Annotated in this window: 18 protein-coding genes; 4 read left to right on the forward strand and 14 right to left on the reverse strand. The window is 37.4% G+C overall.

The window, feature by feature from the left end; genetic code table 11:
- The coding region (locus EKM66_RS11270; RefSeq protein ID WP_191988046.1) for an SLAP domain-containing protein at nt 1-2,343 on the forward strand (2,343 nt) is incomplete at its 5' end.
- A 277-nt stretch (nt 2,344-2,620) separates the two neighbouring features.
- Here EKM66_RS11270 and EKM66_RS11275 read toward each other — a convergent pair.
- The 4 genes from EKM66_RS11275 to EKM66_RS11290 form a co-directional block, all read right to left on the reverse strand.
- On the reverse strand, nt 2,621-3,658 hold the full coding sequence (locus tag EKM66_RS11275; RefSeq protein ID WP_125764679.1) for an alpha/beta hydrolase fold domain-containing protein: 1,038 nt from the start codon (nt 3,656-3,658) through the stop codon (nt 2,621-2,623).
- A 28-nt stretch (nt 3,659-3,686) separates the two neighbouring features.
- Complete coding sequence (locus EKM66_RS11280; protein WP_125764681.1) at nt 3,687-5,060, reverse strand: MFS transporter; 1,374 nt, start codon at nt 5,058-5,060, stop codon at nt 3,687-3,689.
- Nucleotides 5,061-5,304: 244 nt separating this feature from the next.
- The gene (locus tag EKM66_RS11285) at nt 5,305-6,297 is read right to left on the reverse strand and encodes a LacI family DNA-binding transcriptional regulator (protein ID WP_125764683.1); all 993 of its coding nucleotides are present in this window, start codon (nt 6,295-6,297) and stop codon (nt 5,305-5,307) included.
- Between the two features lie 12 nt (nt 6,298-6,309).
- Entirely contained in the window at nt 6,310-7,749 is a 1,440-nt protein-coding gene (locus EKM66_RS11290) for a sucrose-6-phosphate hydrolase (protein ID WP_125764720.1), read from the reverse strand.
- 228 nt (nt 7,750-7,977) lie between these two features.
- Between EKM66_RS11290 and EKM66_RS11295 the strand changes: the two genes are divergently transcribed.
- Together EKM66_RS11295 and EKM66_RS11300 are read left to right on the forward strand one after the other, a co-directional pair.
- Nucleotides 7,978-9,939, forward strand: a complete 1,962-nt coding sequence (locus tag EKM66_RS11295) for a sucrose-specific PTS transporter subunit IIBC (protein ID WP_125764685.1) — start codon at nt 7,978-7,980, stop codon at nt 9,937-9,939.
- Between the two features lie 274 nt (nt 9,940-10,213).
- Nucleotides 10,214-10,564: a hypothetical protein gene (locus EKM66_RS11300; RefSeq protein WP_125764686.1), complete on the forward strand. Its 351-nt coding sequence runs from the start codon at nt 10,214-10,216 to the stop codon at nt 10,562-10,564.
- Nucleotides 10,565-10,661: 97 nt separating this feature from the next.
- On the opposite strand, the gene EKM66_RS11305 is transcribed toward EKM66_RS11300, so the two are convergent.
- The 8 genes from EKM66_RS11305 to EKM66_RS11340 form a co-directional block, all read right to left on the reverse strand.
- Nucleotides 10,662-11,489 carry a Cof-type HAD-IIB family hydrolase gene (locus tag EKM66_RS11305; protein WP_125764688.1) on the reverse strand — a complete coding sequence of 276 codons (828 nt, stop codon included), beginning with the start codon at nt 11,487-11,489 and terminating at the stop codon, nt 10,662-10,664.
- Nucleotides 11,490-11,525: 36 nt separating this feature from the next.
- A complete protein-coding gene (locus EKM66_RS11310) occupies nt 11,526-12,341 on the reverse strand; it encodes a Cof-type HAD-IIB family hydrolase (RefSeq protein WP_125764690.1) in 816 nt (271 codons plus the stop codon).
- 4 nt (nt 12,342-12,345) lie between these two features.
- Nucleotides 12,346-13,149 (reverse strand): Cof-type HAD-IIB family hydrolase, encoded by an 804-nt coding sequence (locus tag EKM66_RS11315; RefSeq protein WP_125764692.1) that lies wholly within the window; start codon nt 13,147-13,149, stop codon nt 12,346-12,348.
- 8 nt (nt 13,150-13,157) lie between these two features.
- On the reverse strand, nt 13,158-13,994 hold the full coding sequence (locus EKM66_RS11320) for an AraC family transcriptional regulator (RefSeq protein WP_125764694.1): 837 nt from the start codon (nt 13,992-13,994) through the stop codon (nt 13,158-13,160).
- 2 nt (nt 13,995-13,996) lie between these two features.
- Nucleotides 13,997-14,605, reverse strand: a complete 609-nt coding sequence (locus tag EKM66_RS11325) for a sugar O-acetyltransferase (protein WP_125764696.1) — start codon at nt 14,603-14,605, stop codon at nt 13,997-13,999.
- Nucleotides 14,606-14,879: 274 nt separating this feature from the next.
- Nucleotides 14,880-16,094, reverse strand: a complete 1,215-nt coding sequence (locus EKM66_RS11330) for an MFS transporter (protein WP_225426604.1) — start codon at nt 16,092-16,094, stop codon at nt 14,880-14,882.
- A 47-nt stretch (nt 16,095-16,141) separates the two neighbouring features.
- On the reverse strand, nt 16,142-16,708 hold the full coding sequence (locus EKM66_RS11335; RefSeq protein WP_125764698.1) for a cob(I)yrinic acid a,c-diamide adenosyltransferase: 567 nt from the start codon (nt 16,706-16,708) through the stop codon (nt 16,142-16,144).
- 253 nt (nt 16,709-16,961) lie between these two features.
- Nucleotides 16,962-17,636, reverse strand: coding sequence for an ECF transporter S component family protein (locus EKM66_RS11340; protein WP_225426605.1), 675 nt, complete (start codon nt 17,634-17,636; stop codon nt 16,962-16,964).
- Nucleotides 17,637-17,849: 213 nt separating this feature from the next.
- Between EKM66_RS11340 and EKM66_RS11345 the strand changes: the two genes are divergently transcribed.
- Nucleotides 17,850-18,569, forward strand: coding sequence for an MIP/aquaporin family protein (locus EKM66_RS11345; RefSeq protein ID WP_125764702.1), 720 nt, complete (start codon nt 17,850-17,852; stop codon nt 18,567-18,569).
- Between the two features lie 176 nt (nt 18,570-18,745).
- Here the strand turns inward: EKM66_RS11345 and EKM66_RS11350 are convergent, their stop codons facing one another.
- Together EKM66_RS11350 and EKM66_RS11355 are read right to left on the reverse strand one after the other, a co-directional pair.
- Nucleotides 18,746-20,350, reverse strand: coding sequence for an ATP-binding cassette domain-containing protein (locus EKM66_RS11350; RefSeq protein WP_125764704.1), 1,605 nt, complete (start codon nt 20,348-20,350; stop codon nt 18,746-18,748).
- A complete protein-coding gene (locus tag EKM66_RS11355) occupies nt 20,284-21,204 on the reverse strand; it encodes an energy-coupling factor transporter transmembrane component T (protein WP_125764706.1) in 921 nt (306 codons plus the stop codon). The genes EKM66_RS11350 and EKM66_RS11355 overlap by 67 nt, the downstream gene beginning before the upstream one ends.
- Nucleotides 21,205-21,312: the final 108 nt, after the last annotated feature.

Consider the following 21,312-nt stretch of genomic DNA (forward strand, 5'->3'; position numbering starts at 1 on the left):
GGATATCACTTAGCTGATAATCAATCAAAAGATGTTACCGTAACTCTTACTGGTGACCCTGATAATCCTTATTCTATTGATACTTCTAAGGTTCAATTAACTGGTGATCCTGTGGATGGTAAATCTCTTTCTGTCGCTACTAGTGAAGGTTCAACTATCCCTCTTGATGTTCAACCTGGTAAAGTTGGGGATACTCAAACTTTTACTATTACTCAAGATATGCTACCTACTGGCTATCACTTAGCTGATAATCAATCAAAAGACGTTACCGTAACTCTTACTGGGGATCCTGATAATCCTTATTCTATTGATACTTCTAAGGTTCAATTAACCGGTGATCCTGTTGATGGTAAGAAACTTTCTGTTTCTACCAGTCAAGGTTCAACTATCCCTCTTGATGTTCAACCTGGTAAAGTTGGGGATACTCAAACCTTTACTATTACTCAAGATATGTTACCTGCCGGATATCACTTAGCTGATGGTAAATCAGAAGATCAAGTTAAAGTAACTCTTACTAGTGACCCTGGTAATCCTTATTCTATTGATACTTCTACAATTGAATTAACTGGTGATCCTACTAATGCTGGTAAATACACTGTTACTTTACCTGATGGTTCTACTGGTTCCACTTCTTATGAATCAGCTCATGTTGGTGACCCTGTTACTATCGACGCTCCTGCAATCAAAGGATATCATCCAAATAAACAAAAGATCGATGGTACATTAGACGCCAAAGGTAACTTCGTACCAAATAATCCTGATGACCTAACTTACACTGGTAACCAAGAAAATAACAAACCTGTCACTGTCAGTTCAAACCTAGGTGATTTGAAGTTAACTGCTTCTGGTAAAGTTGGAGATACAATTCCTGTCCAAGTACAAAAGAAAACTGGTTATACTTCTGACAAAGATACTGTTCAAGCAACTGTTAATCCTGATGGTACAATCACAACTACAGAAAAAGTCACTTATACTGGTGTTACAAACACAGTCAAAGATGCAACTATCACAAATCCAGATGGAACAACTACTACACTACCTGTAGCCCCTGGTAAATATGGTGATGGAACATCTACTGTAGCAATCAAAGCTCCAAACGGTTACATTGCTCCAACTGTATTGGTTCACTACAATTCTGATGGTATTGCAACATACACTAATGCTACTGGTAGCCCAGTCGACATTACCAAGCTTGCATTCACCGGTAAAACTCTACCTACTAACGATGTTAATGTTCCATCAACTCAAGGTGACAAGTCATTACATATTCCTTCAGGTGTAGTTGGAACAACTTCTAAACCAATCACACTTGATCCTATTTATGGTTACGAAACACCTCAAGTTCAAATCAAGTACACTCCAGAAGGTGCTGTAATCACTGACTTGGCTGGTAATGCAATCACTGATGCTAACAAGGTTAAGTACAATGGTGTTCTTAATCCTGCAACTACTGTAAATGTTAAGACTCCAAATGGTAAGACTATTGAATTGAACATCCCTGAAGGTCACTACGGCGACAAGCCTGTTACAATTACTGCTCCTGCCATTGCTGGGTACAGTGCTCCTGCAGTACTTGTAACATACGACAAGTCAGGAATGGCTAAGATTGCTTATGCTGCTCAACCTACAAAGGAAGTAACTCCTACTGATACGTTGAACTACACAAGTGAATATACTGGTTCAAGTAACCAGAACGAAGACAATAACAATGGCGAAGGCGTTATCGAACACAAGCGTCAAACTATTGCTACATATTCTGACAAACCTGACGTTGAGATATATCAATTCGGTGAAGATAAGGCTATGACAAAGGTCGGCAATAGAATGTTGGCCCACGCTACTAATTGGCAAAGTGATGCCGTAATAACTGTAGACGGAATCAGTTATTATCGTGTTGCTACAAATGAATGGGTAAAATTAAGCCAAGCATATCCTTATCAAGCTCTTAACTCATACATCAGAACTTATGATGATTCAAACAAGCTTATCTTCAAAGCAGAAAGTGAATTAGTTAAGAACAGAACTCTTGCACCAAGCAGTAGTTGGATCACTGATCGTGAAACATACGTAATCAATGGTACAAAGTACTTCCGTATTGCTACTAACGAGTTCGTCAGTGCAGATGATGTCTACGTATACTCACCTGTTAACATGACAGTCACAACTCATTCCAATTCATACACTCCTGTCTACACTGCCAAGGGTGAATTGGTAAGCAACAGAACTCTCAACTCCAACACAGATTGGTCAGTTGACAGCGTTACCTACATCAATGGTGACAAGTACTATCGTATTGCCACAAATGAATTCGTCAAAGCATCAGACGTTGATGTAAATCACTAGAAATGTTAACTAAAAAGGAGCCGTATCTCACAAAACAAGTGAGATATGGCTCCTCTTTTCATTGGTGGAAATCAAACTAGTCGGAAGGACTGAGAAATATTTACCAGCTATATACACCACCGGACGAGTTTGAAGGCTTGTCGAACTTAACAAGTCTTTAAACCGAGTACCGAGACCGCACTTCGGCTCGGTAAGTTCCGCATAGCAGGTAAATATTTCTCAGTCCTGGAGACGGCAAACAAAAAAAGTCGATCACACGATCGGCTTTTCGTATTCCCTATAACTTCTTTGCACATTCATAAATAGCATCTTCACTAGCGGCAGCCTTGCCAACTAGATTAAGGAATGCGTGCGACATACCACCATAACGGATGTATGTTGCATCGACTCCTGCCATGCCTAACTTTTCAATGAATGCTTCATCTTGAAGACGGAATGGATCATATTCACCAGTGAGAACTGTTACTTTCTTAAACAATGATGGGTCGGCATACATTGGCGAAAGAATTGGCGATGTCAGGTCAATTTCTTGTTCTGGTAAATAAAGTTCAGTCATCTTTTTATCCAATTGTTTGAACACTTCATATGATGCATGTAATACAGCACGTTGTTCATCAACGATTGGAATACGCGAATCATCCCACAATCCACCTTCTAGGTTAGATCCATGAACAACTGTTGGATAGAATAACAATTGACTTGCTACGTCACATATCCCCATATAGTGACTAAGTTGTGTCAATCCCAATGCCATGGAACCTCCGGCGGAATCTCCTGCTAAGGTAATATCATGTTTGTTTTTAACAACTTCTGCTAATACGGAAAGGCAGTCCCACAATCCAAATGGATATGGGTTCTCTGGTGCTAATCCATAATCTACTGAATAAATCGTACCTTCAAATCTTGTTGCCAATAATCTTAGTGGAATCAATGAATCTTCGGCACTACCACCGTAATATGCTCCACCGTGGATATAGATCAAGGCACGATTGTTATTTTCGAATCCTTTTTTGTAGATTCTCAAGTAACGGACTTTACGTCCCATTTCATATGAATAACGACTATCGACGCAGATATTTGGATACTGCATCTCTGGAATTGGTTGTGGTTCTGTTCCAGCACGCAAGACGGTTAGGTCGTTGGACAATACTGGATTATCAACTACTCCTTTGAGATCATTCCAAGTATTAGGCTCATAAGAATGTGCATCTACACGATCCTTAATTACCATTTTTACATCTTCAAGACGAGGAACTTCAACTGGTTCTACTCGTTTAAGACGATTTAATTCGGTCAAATAATTACTTGTGATCATAATTAACTCCCCTATCTATTCTTGAAGCCTAGAAGGCCTCTTCAACTTTTTGATTTTTCTTTGCTTCTGCAGCAGCTTTTTCTTTCTTTTCATTCAAATTATAGAATACAAGAATTACCATGATAACAACTGCAAGTAAAATTGGAAGCCAAACGAAGTTGATATTGATAGCAAATTGAGCTTTTGTTGCTTGTGTCTTAGCTTTTGCAGCAAATCCACCCCATGTCAGGATCCATCCTGATAGGGCACCACCAATACCCATTCCGATCTTGGCACCAACAACGGGAACTGATGAAAGGAATCCAGGTTCCTCAATGTGTAGATGTGTTCTTGCATATTCAACTGTGTCAGCAATCATAACGAAGGCAATTGTGAAGACAGAACCCATGGCGATCATGGCTATTCCATTACCAATGAACAATAATGGCAAGTTCTGTGATTTTTGTCCTAATGGCATTAATACTTCACCAATGATGAATAATACAAGTGACATATCCATAACATCACGGTTCTTAAATTTCTTTGAGAGAAGTGGAGCAGCTAAGTTACCAGGTACAGCGAAAATCGTCATACCTAGGAACAAGCCGACAATTGCGGGGCTCTTATATACGTAGTTAATGTAGAAAACACCTGAAGCCATTCTGACAACCCAGAATGTTTGGATACAGATAAAACTCAATGTAAGAATTACCCAAGGACGGTTCTTGAAGGCACCTTTGAATGATTGAATAACTGACAAGTGACCTTGGATCTCTTCACCGTCCTCTTCAACAACCGCTCTTTCTCTTAAGTTTGCGAATGCTAAGAAGAAGCAGACTGCGATGACAATACCAACGATACCGCCCCAAATTGCGAAACCGGTCTGTTGGTTCTTACCACCAAAGAAACTAACCATTGGTAGTGTAACTGCACCGATAACAGCCGTACCAGTATTTGTTAATACCATTCTTGCAGATGCAAGATTGGCACGTTCTTCTGGATCATCAGTCAAACTTGGCAAGATAGCAGTAATAGGTGTGTTTGATCCTGAATAGATCAAACTGAAAATTGTATAAATAACACTGATCCAAATCATTTGAACGGTCTTATTGCCACCAAATGATGGATTGAAGAATAGCAGGAATGCCAGAATTCCTAATGGAATACCGAACCACAAGAAGTATGGTCTTGCTTTACCATACTTTGAATGAGTATGATCGATCAAGAATCCGAAGAACATACCATCGAAGGCATCAATGAAACGAACTAGTAAGAACAGCGTTCCAACGAAAGCAGCCGATATTCCGAGGACAGTCGTGTAGTAGAATAACAAGTAGAGACCAACCATTTGCCAGATAAGATTCCCAGCCATATCAGTCATTCCATAAAATATACGTTGTTTCCACAGCTGTAACTTGGACATAATATTTCCTCCTTTCGATTAACAAGATATTGACAATCATTTCTAAATTATTATCAATATTTTGATATCGTTTTCAAGTACATTATATAACCTGTTTAAACATATGCAAGGGGTAATCTGTAACTTTTTTAATCATAATTTGAGTTTTCTTTGATATATCAACGTTTACTAAACATAATTTAATTTATAATTTGTGCTATTTTTATCTAACTTAACACAAAAAAAGCCTGCCGTCGGCAGACTTTTATTTTGAGATTCTTCGACTAGTTTCACCAGCAATTGCCTTGACTGGCAACACATAATTCTGTTTCAACTGGCACTTAGGATCCTTGATGCGTTTTAGTAACAGATCAATCATCAATGTGACAATATCTTCAATCGGTTGTTCAATTGTTGCCAATTCTGGGTGGAATTCTTGGATGAACTTAGTTCCATCATAACCTATCAATCTTAAATCTTCTGGAATCTTAAGTCCTAGCGACTTGGCCTGTTGCACAACAAGTAAGGAAGTTAAATCATCAGTACAGAACACTCCGTCAACTTGATTATTACTAAGGACTTCTTTGATCTTCATCCCTTTGATATTAGGAGAAGCATCGAACTTTATTTCAGTTAATCCAAATTCCAAATCATGTTCTTCAATTGTCTTCCGGAATCCTTCTAATCGCTTATTGGTAGGACTATTAGGCCGATTAGCACCCGAAATAATTTGCACATTTTTACTACCAGATTCCAACAATATCTCGGCTGCAGTTTTGCCTCCTTGATAATTGTCTGAACTAACAATTGGAATATTCTCTGATAAGTATCTATCAAATGAAATGATTGGCAATCCAACTTGTTGATATTCTTCAATTTCAAGGTTATGCGATCCAGCAATTATCCCATCAACCTGATTAGCTATCAGCATACGTAGATAAGCACGTTCTTTTTCCTTATTATTACCGGCATTACACAGAATAATTCTGTAGCCTTTGGTGAACAATTGATTCTCGATAGTTTCAACCATTTGACCAAAAAAAGGATTGCTGACGCCGGGGAAAATAACGCCAATTATCTTGGCACTTTTTCCCTTCAGCGACCTGGCCAAACTATTAGGCTGATAATTCAATTCTTTCATTGCCGCAAAGACCTTACTCTTAGTCTTCTCTGACAATGAACCATAATTATTGATCACTCGCGATACAGTTGTTGGTGATACTTCAGCCAATTTTGCAATATCTTCTAGTTTAGCCATCTGCAATCCTCATTACTTGTTAATTTTATTTAGTTTAATTTTCTCCACATCAACATTATTTGATTTAACAGAGAATTCCGTTCCATTTGGGAATACCCGTCCAGTAATTACTTTTTCACCATCATTAATGAATAATTCAAAAATAGTATTATCAAAATACAACGTTGCTGTGATATTTTCTCCAGGTTCAACCGTTGCAATTCGTCTAGTTCCATACACTTGGGCAAATTGCTGACCGGCATTACCACGATCAACTATAATTTTACCATTTTTAGAATTCAATTTAATTTGTAATTGCTCATCTTCATTACTAATAATTGATACTTCTGCATCCTCATCAGCATCAACCTTAAGGTTTAGTTTTGTTTGTGCTGAAATCTTGCCTGTTGGGAATTGTTCTAATTCCAATTTGTCATTTTCCACTACTGGTGTTTGATACAACTTACCGTTTTTAATCGTTAATTCTTTTACCAGACTATAACAATGTGCCCATCCCTCAACATCCGTTGGGTACTCTATCTCTGGCAATCCAACCCAACTAATTGACAATACTCGGCCATCCGGTGCATTAAATGCCTGTGTGGCATACACATCGAATCCCTCATCGAGATTGTGCAATTCAGATGGATTGACGAAACTAAAAGTATCCCAATCAAATGATTCTCCAATAACATACGCATTTGGATAGATATTGTTGTAATCCAATACATCCTTAGAGATACCTTGTGGACAAAATAGTAAGACTGGCTGGTCATCGATGAATACCAAATTAGGACATTCCACCATATAACCCATTTCTTGATTGGTAAAATGTAATTCGGTCTTGAATTGCCATGGTCCTGTTACTTCATCGGCTTCATATACTAACACGTGTCCGGTTTTGTTCGTTCTTTGTGCGCCAATAATAATATAGAACTTGCCGTCACGTTCGATGATTTGCGGATCGCGAAAATGGTCAGTATAGCCGACTAGTGGCTTATTGATCAGTGGTTTGGGCATCTTCTGAATCTGGTTGTGATCATCCATCCATGCTCCGACTTGCTTAGGGTGCCTTACCCAATTATCATCACGAACATTTCCAGTATAGACAATGAATAGTTGGTCATTTGAGACAATTGCCGAACCAGAATAAGCGCCATGACTATCGTTCTTAGTATCAGCAAAAATAGAAATTCCATTATCCTTCCAATGGACTAAGTCATCAGATGTTAGATGATCCCAGCTCTTCAATCCATGCACTGGACCAAATGGGAATGATTGATAGAACAGATGCCACTGATTATCGTAGTAAGAAAAGCCGTTGGGGTCATTTAACAATCCTGTAGTAGGTTGAATATGATAACCCAAACGCCAATGTGACTTGGCAATTTTAGATTTGATATCTTCTATTTGACTAGCTGGCCACTGATCATATGGTTTGTATCTTAATTCAGTCGTCCATTCTGTAATCATCTTAAATTCCACACTTTCAACTTTTATATTTACTTAGATTGTAATCGTTTTATCCAAAATGTCAAACGTATAACATTCTATAAGAATAGCGGAGTGGTTCAATTGTAAACGATAAGCAAAAATATAATAATAAATTAATTGTCAAACGTTTGACAATTCCAAAAAACCATGTATTATGAAGTCATAAAAGCGATTACATTTTGAGGAATGTATTAGGAGGATGACAATATGAATCATGAACAAGTTGCCGATAGGGTTATCAAATATGTCGGTAAAGACAATCTAATTGCTGCAGCCCACTGTGCCACTAGACTACGGTTGGTAATCAAGGACACTTCTAAAATAGATCAAGTTGGTTTGGACAACGATGACGATGTTAAGGGAACATTCAGCATTGACGGCCAATATCAAATAATCATTGGACCTGGGGACGTCGACAAGGTTTATAACTTCTTAATTCAAAAAACTGGGTTGAAAGAAGTTACTCCAGACGACTTAAAGAACATTGCTTCTTCTGGAAAACGTACTAATCCAGTAATGGCACTAGTTAAATTGTTATCAGATATCTTCGTACCATTAATTCCAGCTTTGGTTGCTGGTGGTTTACTAATGGCTATCAATAACTTACTCACATCGCCGGATTTGTTTGGACCGTTATCTGTTGTTCAAATGTACCCTGGTGTCAAAGGTGTTTCTGAACTTATTAATTTATTAGCTTCTGCCCCATTCACATTCATGCCTGTTCTTATTGGATACTCTGCAACTAAGAGATTCGGTGGTAACCCTTACCTTGGTGCTGCAATCGGTATGGCAATGGTTATGCCTTCACTTGTTAGTGGATATGATGTTGCTAACGTGACTGCCGCTGGAAAAATGACTTACTGGAATATCTTCGGTCTGAACGTTGCCCAAGCCGGTTATCAAGGACAAGTTTTGCCAGTTCTAGCCGTTTCATGGATCTTAGCTACTATTGAAAAATGGCTCCACAAACACATGCCTGCTACCCCAGACTTCATCTTCACACCATTAATTGCCGTAATTGTAACTGGTCTACTAACATTTATCGGCGTTGGTCCCATTATGAGAATCGTTTCAGATGGATTAACTAACGGAATCGTTTGGTTATACAACACTGCAGGTTTCATTGGTACAGGTCTATTCGGCACATTCTACTCAGCTATCGTTGTTACCGGATTACACCAAAGTTTCCCTGCCGTTGAAACACAATTACTAACAAATATTGCTAAAACAGGTGGAGACTTCATCTTCCCAATTGCTTCAATGGCCAATGCTGCTCAAGGTGCAGCCTGTCTAGCTGTTCTATTTATTACAAAGAACGAAAAACAAAAAGGTTTGGCATCATCCGCTGGTGTATCAGCTCTACTAGGTATCACAGAACCAGCAATCTTTGGTGTCAATTTGAAGTTACGCTACCCATTCTATAGTGCAATGATTGCTTCAGGTATCGCTTCAATTTTCATCGGTATCTTCCACGTATTATCAAGTGCCCTAGGTGCCGCAGGTATTATCGGATTCATTTCATTACCACCTAAGAATTACCTACCATTCTTTATCAGCATCATCATTAGTATGGTAATTAGCTTCTCACTAACATATGTATACGGTAAGAAGTTCGCCAAAGTTGAAGATAAAGAAAGCCCCGTCGATACTGAAAACAATGCTAATTTGATTGCGGTTGCTGACGAAGTTGTTGCTGCTCCAGTTGCTGGTAAATTACAATCATTATCATCAGTAAATGACCAAGTATTCTCAGCTGAAATCATGGGAAAAGGTGCCGCTATCATCCCTTCTGACAACAATGTATATGCACCAGCTTCAGGTACAGTTACCGTCGCTTATGCAACAAAACACGCCTATGGAATCAAGACGGCTGACGGTGCCGAAATATTGATCCACTTGGGTATCGATACAGTTGATCTGAAAGGTGAATTCTTCACTTCAAATGTGAAACAAGGTGACAACATCAAAAAAGGTGACCTTCTAGGAACATTCGATATAGAAAAAATTGCTGACGCCGGATATGACACAACCGTCATGATTGTTATTACTAATACGATGTCATACGGTGCAGTTGAAGAAATCAAAGCTAACGATATTAATCATGGTGACAATATCATCGCATTGACACAGTTAACGGCTGATTATTCTAGCGCTGCTGCAAATATATAGCATCTTGCTTTTGTATCTTCTCAATTAATACCCATATCCTCTTAAAAATACTTAATGTTCTTAAACAAAAAATCTGACATGCCTAGTAATATAGGTATATCAGATTTTTTATAATACGCAATAACTTAACAGAACAAATACAAGCCGGAGGCGCAAAAAACATCATTTACCACTTTTCAAAACATTTATCCCCCAACTTTTAACAACAATTTGACAGTAAAAAAGATTGATTTTAAGATAATAAGGGATATACCTCATTAGGGAGAGTTGTGAAATGATACTGTTAATAACAAACTTTTTTCTGTTAGTAGCATATGTCTTCGGTGCAATTTATCTGATGAGTTTCATTCGAAACGAAAAAATGAAATTCCATCTTGATGAACGCTGGTACAAAATACGCTACGAAACCAATCAACGAATGGAAGACTTCAATCACATACTTCCATTATTCTTACTATTATTTATTTTGGTTGCTGTAACACTAGATCTTCAGACTTTCAAAATCGACGTCGCGGCACATTTACTACTAGTGATCTTGATACTTCGAGAATTAATTGAGTGGAGATACCTAGTCAAATACGACAGAAAAGTACAAAACAACGAGAGCTTAACAAAACACGTTTAATTTCTAAATATAATTCATTAACAAGAAGCAAGTTTAAAATACATCCAAAATTCAAAAAACGATGGTCATAACGACCCATCGTTTTTTTTGGTTCTATTTAGTTTTCTGGAGTTGCGTCAAATACAAACTTGTCCAGTGCTTGAGCAATCCCACCATGATCGTGGTCACCTGTAATATAGTCTGCCTCACTCTTAGCTTCATCAGTTCCGTTCTCCATGCAAACGGCAGTTCCTGCATATTTGAACATCGAAACGTCATTACGTTCATCACCAAAAGCAATGACTTCATCAGCACTTAAGTTAAGATGAGAAGCTAAACTCTTCAGACCGACACCCTTGCTGGCATTAGAATTCATCACTGCTAAGAAAATCGTACCTTCCCTGATAATACTGAATTTATTACTCAAATCATCAGATACCATTGGTTCTTTTTGATCCAACTTATCTTCTTCACCAACATAGTCGAATTTAGCAGCTTGAAAATCTTCTGGAAGTTCATCTGGTGTACGGACAAAAATGCCTGCACCATTCTCCCATGCTTGAAGCACCGCTACACGACTTACATCATGATTTCCAGTATAAACATTGCTATTATCATCTAACGCATAATACTGAATATCATTCTCATCACCATATCTAACCAGTTGGCGATATTTGTCCTTGGTAATCAAGTGCTTAACTAATGGCTTGCCTGAGACCGTCTCAATGATGGCACCATTGTATGTTATGACGTATTGATCATCACCCTTAATGCCGAGTTCATCTAAGAATGGTGTAACTCCAGCTAACGGACGACCAGTACAAATTACAACTTTGATACCCATGTCCAATGCTTTAGTAACAGCCTTTTTGGTTGAATCAAGTATTGTCTGACTTGATGTCAACAGCGTATTATCCATATCAAAGGCAATCAGTTTTATTCCCATATTCGATATCTCTTTTCCTACTTTGACTATATTTTACTACTTATCAAAGACGAATTTGCCCATGGCTTTGGCGATACCGTCATTATCATTTGTATCGGTGATGTTATCAGCATATGACTTGGCCTTGTCAGACCCATTATCCATACAGACAGCATTACCAACAAACTTGAACATTGGAATATCATTTTGTTCATCACCAAAGGCCATGATCTCATCTGGTGATATATCGAGTTTCTCAGACAAATCCTGTAGTCCCTGTGCCTTACTAACATTTTTGTGCATCATTTCTAGGAACCACTCGCCAGCTCTAACGATGTAGCACATATCTTTGAATTCTTCTTTTACAGCATCTTCATATGGATCAAGATCTGACTTCTCACCAACATAGGCTACTTTGGTAACTTCAAAATCATTAGGTAATTCATCTGGAGATCTGAAGTAAATTCCAGCTTTATTCTCCCACGCTTGAACAACAGCAATTCGACTAATATCACGATCATCAGTATAAACATTACTTTCATCGTCCAATGCATAATACTTCAAACCGTTGTCGTGACCATATTGAACTAGCTTACGATACGAAGCATTATCCAAGACACGCTTGGCAATAATGTTTCCAGAGATAGATTCGATAATGGCACCATTATTGGTAACGACAAATTGATCATCACCAGACACACCCAACTCCTGTAAATAAGGTGTGACACCTGCTAACGGACGGCCAGTACATAGAACAATTTTGATTCCTTGATCAAGCGCCTTTTTTACAGCTTCTTTAGTTGAATCAAGAATTTTTCCTTTGGAATTCAGCAACGTATCATCAATATCGAATGCAATCATTTTAATAGTCATAGTCTCATCCCTCGTTCTCCAAAATATTCTTTAAGTAGCTAATAACACCTTGTTCGTTATTGCTGCCGGTGCCGTTATCGGCAATATTCTTCACTAATTGCGGAGCATTAGCCATTGCTACACCGTCACCAACATATTGAAGCATTTCAATATCATTACCACCATCTCCGAAAGCACACATTTCTTCCGGCTTGATGTCCAGCTCCTTACCAAGCTTGCTTAATCCAGCAGCCTTGTTCATTCCTGGTTGAATGATATCGATGGAACCATTTCCACCTGATACCGGCGTACCGATTCCTTTTAACTTGTCAGTCAATTCCTGGACTAATCCATCGGTCGCATTGTCTGGACAGTTTGAAGCAAATTTGAGAATTTCATCATCTACATTTTCAAACTTATCAATACGTTGAAGATGTGTGTAATAATTGTTAACTTGCTTGAACCAAGCGTCAGATACATTGCTCAAAACATAGGCGCTGGTCTTCCCACATGACACCATATCCAGATCAGGTATCTGAGATGTTATTTCAATTACTTTTAAGTAATCTTCACGATTAAAACTTGCTGACCAATATTCTTTGTTATTATCCGCAATCATTGCGCCATTTTCTGAGACAAAGATTGTTTCTGGATAATCTTCAAAAAATGATTTCAGCTGATAATACTGATTACCACTTGCTACAACGAACTGAATATTCTTCTTATCCATTAATTGATGAACTTCTCTGAATGCCTCAGTATCGTACTTACCATGATCATTCAAAAATGTTCCATCCATATCAACTGCGACTAACTTTAATCTAGACATAATTACCCTCACTTATACATTTTTCGATATCGAAACGGCGTAATATGTTTCCATTCTTTAAAATTACGTATAAACGCTTTTGAATTAGCAAATCCACAATCACTAGCAATATACTCAATCGTTTGATTGCTACTGAGAAGTTTCTTTTGAGCATTCAGTAATCGGATCATCGTAATATATTTACCAACTGACATCTGAACATTCTTATTGAATTGCCGATTGAGCGTTGTCAGAGATGTGTTGAATTCTTCAGCTAATTCAAATCCTGTTATTGGTTCACGGAAACGATTGTTGATCTGAATCGTGACACTGTCGACAAGGTTTTCGTTAGACGAATCATTGATCCTTGGGACTCTTTCAATAAAGTCCTCAATCAAAATCGACATTATCAACAATAATATTCCTGTCATTCGAAGATCATTCGCATCATTAGTCGGCAATAATGACGTCTGATAGAAATCCCTCAAATGAGCCTGGAGTTTGCGGTAACCATTGGGATGAATCAGACTTGCTTCATTATTTACTTCAAATTTAATCTCATCGATTTTGGGATAAATACGTTTCAAAAAGCTATAATCCACAATTAATCCAAATTCTAGCCAACGATTCTCACTATTCAAGTGTGCCTCATGAACAACACGAGAATTGGTTACCCAGATATCTCCTTGGTGATAGTGTGTAGTTTTGCCATTTTCTTTAAATTCCAAATCATTATCTGAAATCAAATAATTTATCTCGATACCTTGATGCCAATGTGGAGCAACATTTACTCCATGCCCCTGATGAACATAACTTTTGAACGGTAAGCTTGAGTTAATATCTAACTCTTCTTGTTTGATTTCCATGACTAGTTTTCGAAATATCTTTCTTTTTCGTGTTCCCAATACTTACGATCGTCATCATTGATTTCACGTAATACGTGGCACGGGTTACCAACGGCTACTGAATTGTCAGGAATATTCTTCGTAACTACAGATCCTGATCCAATTACAACGTTGTTACCGATTGTTATACCGGGGTTAACAATGGCATTGGCACCGATCCAAACATTATCGCCAATTGTAATGGGTTTACCGTATTCAAGCTGTTCATTCCTAATATCTGCCACAATTGGATGTGCAGCAGTATATAGGCCAACACGTGGGGCCATCATGACATTCTTACCAATCGTGATCGGAGCAATATCTAAGAAGATACAATCATAATTAGCATAGAAGTTCTCACCAATCGTTGTATTTGAACCATAATCAATATGGAACGGTGGCTCAATATAAATATTTTCACCAGTCTTCTTAAAGAGTTGCTTCAAAATCTTGGTACGAAGTTCTCCATCTTCTTCAGTTGTGTTATTTAATAGACGTGCCAATCTCTTACCACGATGTGAATCTTTAGCTAATTCTGGATCACTGGCAATATATAGATCACCAGCTATCATCTTTTCCTTTTGAGAGCGCATGTTAAATTACCTTCCATAAAAATAATTAAAACGTTTACAATTACGATATTAACATTTGTTGGTACAAATAACGACCACTTTTGAAAGACAAAGTTCCCATTTTTGCACAAAAAATACCCAGCAAGTATTTCTACTTGCTGGGTATTAACGCTATTCAACACGCTCTTTTTGAAATGCGATTATGAATAGCAATACCACTGCGTTTACTACGAATAGTCATTTATCATTACATGATAAAGTAACTATTCTAGGTAATACTCGGGTATTACCGCTATTAAACACGCTCTTTTTCTTCTTTAACAAATAATGAAACAATGGCTCCAGCCAACAATGATCCACCCATGAAAATAAAGGCGACTGAGAAGTTTCCACCAGCATTATTAACTAATGCTCCAATTAACAATGGAGCAATAAATCCACCAAGAGTACCTCCAGTACCAACAATACCAGAAGCTGAACCAATTATTTCTTCAGGGAAAATCTTCTGTGGCCATGAAGCTGTAGCGGCAAAGGTTGAAACAATAAACATTCCACTCAAAGCAACACAGATAACCGCAACTACCAAATTAGTTGAGATAATTAATCCACCAATACCAAATGCGGCAAGAATAGCTGAGGTAATAATGAATTGCTTTTGCTTACCGACAAATACTTTGGTCAAAATAATCCCGGTCCCTAAACTACCAGCAATCTGTAACACAGCACTAACGGCCATGATAGCACCAGCCTGGGCAACTGTTAGATCAAAGGTCTTAGTCAAGTAACTTGGCATCCAAGACATAGCACCATATGTAACAATATTTTCCAATAATAAAACAATAAAAATTAAAATAACACTAGGATTTTTGAGAGTTTGGCTTAGTGGCATCTTCTTTTGAACGGTAACTTCGTCCTCAACCACACCTTGGTCATTTGGTAACATGAATAATACACAGAATAGTGCAATTAAGAATAACGTCCCTAACATATAATATCCATATCGCCAATTCAACTCGATGACATTGGCACCAAGTGTATAGGCAAGAATTCCACCAATACCAGTAGTCGTTAAAATACCAGTTTGAGCCAGAACTCTTTTGCTTGGTTCAAAGTTTTCAGCGATTGCTTTAGATGTTGAAGGTGGATAACCACCATGCCCTAATCCTGCCAAAAATCTAATTCCAACAAACATAAATAGTGAACTGACAATCCCGAATAGATATGCCGTCACAGCAATACTACCTAACGAAATTAATAGAATTTTTTTGGCACCAACTTTATCAGCTAGCCAGCCTCCAGGAATCTGCATACATGAATATGCTAAGAAAAAGGCGCTCATGATCAATCCGGTCTGTGTGGTATTCAGACTGAATTGCTTAGCAAGAGGAATAATTGCCGTAGAAATCATGGTTTTGTCCATGTAAACCATTGTATATCCGATCATTAAAGCAGTAATAACCTTAGTATTTTTACCAGACATCTTTGGTTTTGTAGACTTTACTTCTTCCATTATGTCATCACCCTTCCGTGATACATACCTAGCGACAGGTGTTCATTCTACCTGAACACAGGTTTACTATTACGATACAGCACATCATCGACACCTTCAAGAATATTCGCATATCTTGCAGCTGCAAAGAAGTAGTCAGATAGTCTATTGATAAATTTCAATACAACTGGATTGATTGGTTCATCTTGCATCAAATCAACAATTTGACGTTCCGCACGTCGTGTAACTGTTCTAGCAACATGAAGATATGAAGCTGAGACTGAACCACCAGGTAAAATAAACTTCTGTACCTTAGGAACAGCATCTGAATATTTATCGATTTTCTTTTCTAACCAATCAGTCGGCTCTTCACTATTGAAGATATATTCGTGCTTCTTGTCATCTTCAGGAGTTGCCAAATCCGTTCCACAATCAAATAATAACTGCTGAATTTCTTGTAGTTCATCCTTCAATTCAGCAGTTTTGTCAGTTAAACTTGCACCAACTAATCCAACCAATGAATTCAATTCGTCTACAGTTCCATAAGCATCGATTCGCTTATCTGATTTGTATAAAACATTGTTTCCAATAATTCTAGTTTGTCCCTTGTCACCTGTACGCGTATATATTTTCATATTCTCTCCCGTTTCATTACGCTCTCTTAAACGAGCTACAAAGACCAGATTCCTGCGCTTGCTACAGATAATAGGTGTGTCGCTATGCCCCACATCTATTATCTTAGGCAATGCTCAAAATCTCCCGGTCTTTTCCACTCTCTACACAAACGAGCTACATGAAACAAATATCTCCGCTTACTACGGTTAATAAACTATGCCACTTCGTGCCACAGTTTATTAACCTAGGTAATGCTCGATATTTACCGTTTCATTACGCTCTCTTAAATAAATTATACTTAATTTTATAATTATCAAATATTTTAATCCAACGTTTACCAACTAACAACAATAACGCTGCGGTAAATACGGCGTGTATTAAATCAAAGTAAAAACTTCCAGCTAATGAGATTCCAACACTTTTCAATGTAATGGGATTTACAAAGCCAATAATATAGTAAATATCCATGATCCACCCCATGATGAATCCACTGGCGAATCCCCAAATTGTTAAAATCCAAGTTGGGATTTTTTTATTTGCTATCATCCCTGAAACTAGTCCAATAATTCCTAGTGCAAACATTTGCCACGGAGTCCATGCTCCTTGTCCAAAATACATGTTTGAGGTCAATGCAATGATCGTACCCATCAAAAATCCTGTTTCTGGACCACTGACGATTGCACCGAGAATCAGAATAAACAATTCTGGTTTGACCGATGGCAATGCTGCAAATAATACTCGACCACCAACCGCCAATGCACAAATAATAGCAATAAAGACTATCTCACGAGATGTCTTCTGTGATCGCTCAAACTTTACAAAATAAACACCTAACGTCAATGCTAGAAAAATAAATGACAGTAACAAATAATTATCGCTGCCCAAAATTATTAACAAAGCCAAAATAACTATCGACGCTAGCAATAATGTTATTGATTTTTTACTCAAACACATTTCCTCCTCAATCCCTTTATGAAAATAGGATGATATCTACTAGTGTAATGTAAATTCTTAGATTTTTCTAAAAAGTTTCTTAAAAATAGCAATTAATATAGCAACTGGGTATAATACTTGTAAACGATAGCATTGCCAATATAAAGGCAATTATCGCAGTTTTTAAAATATTTTTATGTACTTCTATGCACAAAGGAGTGTATTCATATGCAAGATAGTTTAACTTTACAATTAGTCGGTGAATTCATCGGTACGTTAGTCTTAGTACTACTCGGTGATGGCGTAGTAGCCGCCGTAAGTTTGAAAAAATCAAAAGCCGAAGGTGCCGGTTGGATCGCTATTGCACTTGGTTGGGGACTTGCAGTAACTCTTGGAGTTTACTGTTCGGGATTCTTAAGTCCCGCACATCTTAATCCTGCCGTTACTTTGGGGATGGCTATCGCCGGATTATTCCCATGGTCATCTGTTATACCTTACATGATTGCACAAACATTGGGAGCAATCGTTGGTGCAGCTTTAGTTTGGGTCAACTATTACCCACATTGGGCAGAAACAAAGGATCCAGATGCAATCCGTGGTGTATTCGCTACTGGACCCGCAATTCGTAATTATCCAATGAACTTCATCAGTGAATTCATTGGAACATTTGTCTTGGTATTTGCTTTACTAGCATTCACACGTGGTAAATTTACCGACGGTTTGAATCCGATGGTCGTTGGTGTCTTAATCACATCGATTGGTTTCTCACTCGGTGGAACAACTGGTTATGCCATAAATCCTGCCAGAGACTTAGGACCAAGAATTGCCCATCAAATCCTACCTATAGCCAACAAAGGTGATTCTGACTGGGCTTATAGCTGGGTTCCTATCTTAGGACCTCTAGCCGGTGGTGCTGTTGGTGCATTTGTTTATTTATTAATTCCATAAAGAAGTAAAAAAGATATAGGACTGTGACATAACTATTTTTACCTTAAACGTGCAGCATAAACGTGCAACAGGACATAGCTTTTTCTGCTTAAAACAAACAAGACTAGCAATCCAAAATCGGATTACTAGTCTTGTTTGCCTTAATGCTCGAAAGCTGAACATGTCTTGTCACACTCTCATATCTTTTTTAAATTATTCCACGTTAAAGCATCTGGGAAACTATCTCTGGATGCTTTATTTATTTCTGTCGTATAAAAGAACTTATCCTTGAAGAACTCAACTGGTTGTTTGAACTCACTGAGTTTCCCGTCAAACATTAGTGATACATAATTGAAATTAGTGGCAAATACCAAGTCATGACTATTAGCGAATACTATTCCACCAGTCGCCAAGTAATCTTCTAACAATTCATTCAATTTCAGAACCATGTTGGGGTCTAACCCTTTGGTGGGCTCATCCAAAAAGAGTATTTCTGGTTCTTTGATCAATCCGATTATCAGAGCCAAAAACTCTTGCTGACCACCACTCAAATCATAAGGGCTAGTATCCTTTAGTTCCAACATATCATATTGTTGCAGGATCAATTCAACTTGTTGCGACATAATATTAGGATTCTTTTGTTTTAACTGGAATTCAACTTCACCAAAAACTGTATCAGAAACAAATAATAATGCTGGATTTTGAGGCAAAACAAACATTTTTTGATAAATATCATTATTCTTACTACTTACATTGTTACCATCAAGCTTTATTCTTCCTGACTGTTGTTTCAATTGCTGTGTGATAACACGAATCATAGTTGACTTACCCACGCCGTTGGGACCAACTATACAATACGAATTACCTTTGTTTAATTGGAAACTTACGTAATCGATTAATTTTTTAGATTCAAAATCAAATCTAAATGATAGTTTTTTAACGCTCAATACTTCATCTGTTTTTTTAGATTTGCTTGAAATATTTGAATACTTTATTTCATTCTTGTTCTGCGTCAGTAACTTGCTGAACTGACGATTACTCAATGGTAATTCTTTATCAGACTTAAGTTTCAATTCCATACATGAACGGTCAATTTGCGATAAATAGTTCTTATAGAAGTCATCTTGAAACATCTTCCTCAACGCAGCATCAACAGTTTCATCCATCATAATCGAACCATTTTCAACAATCGCTAGTCTATTGGCGAAAAAGACATTTCTCTCCAAAGAGTGTTCCACCAGAACAATTGTCATATTCAACTCAGAATTGATTTTGTGAATCATCTGAATCAACTTCTCAGCTGCAATCGGATCAAGTTGTGAGGTTGGTTCATCTAATAACAAGATATCCGGATTCAATATCAGTGCAGAAGCTAGATTGATCAATTGCTTTTGACCACCAGATAATTCTTGCTCCGTAAGGTCCAACAAATCAATAATCCCAAAGTAACTTGCAACTTCAGCAATTTTCATATGACGCTTATCAGCTGAATAACCCATATTCTCAAGGATAAAATTGAATTCGTCCCTAGCACACTCAGTTATCATCTGGTTATCAACAAATTGTGAAATATAGGAAATGTTCTTATCATCAATCTGACAGTCCAAATTACCATTCGTAATATCACCTACGATTAAATCAGGTTTTAATTGTTTGAGCAACGTACTCTTCCCACTGCCAGTTTTACCAATTAATAGAAGAAAGTCGCCTTTGTTAATAGTCAGATCAACATTATTTAACGAAAGTTTTTGGCTGTTGGCATATTTGAAGCTGTAATTTTTGAAACGTACAATTTCCACCATAAATATTGCGACACTCCTATCAAAATTGGTATTACTATCATAATCAGATTTATCAGACTAATAATTATTATGTTTTTGTCCACAAACATATTAACCGTCGACGAACCAAAATCTACTTTGCCTATTTTTAAAATTGCCATAGATATATTGAATATAACCGCAATAACACTCACCGATAATACGACATAGTCAGACTTGGTGCTATACAGTTTCTTTGAAACTTTGCCACGATTATTGTATCCCTTAGTGATCAACACGTCTGAAACATTCATGAAATTGGCCACAGCTTTATTCAAGACGATTTCAATCAAATCCATTTGACGACTTAACTTACTTTTACCAGTCTTCTTAGTACTTCTAAACTTGTACAAATAACTGGTATTCCTAAATATTTCAATAATCTTGGGAATAAATTTTATCGTCAATATGAAGACAATGGCAATACTTCGCAATCCTCGAGACATCAGATCAAAAATAACTTTGACGTTTGTCAGAGCATCATAAATATAAAAAGCCAGCAACAAATTTACGAATGAAAACGCCAGAATACAAGCATTAAGTAGTGATTCCCTGGTTACCATGATAAAAGGTATTTGAAAGATAATATTCGTACCACGCTGGTTAATAATTAAATTGAACAAAACCGTTGTCAAAAATATTATCAAAGCAAATTTGAAATAGCTCTTCGAATCATCTCTTTTAGCAAAGAATGACATCAATAATAATGCTCCAAAGATCACCAGAACAATTACGGGATTATTGAATATGAGCGACGAGAGAATTATCGACAACAAATACACCAAAATCGAAAAATTATTAACTGATTGTTTGAATCCAGAATAAATTTTTTTCATCTATCAATAATCCCCCTTCGTCTACTCACTAGCACATCTAAGAATAACACAATTCAAATATATAATTGTCCACAACAAATCCTTATATATTGATAAACAAATTCTCTG

The organism is Companilactobacillus hulinensis, from assembly GCF_003946555.1.
GTDB classification, from domain to species: domain Bacteria; phylum Bacillota; class Bacilli; order Lactobacillales; family Lactobacillaceae; genus Companilactobacillus; species Companilactobacillus hulinensis.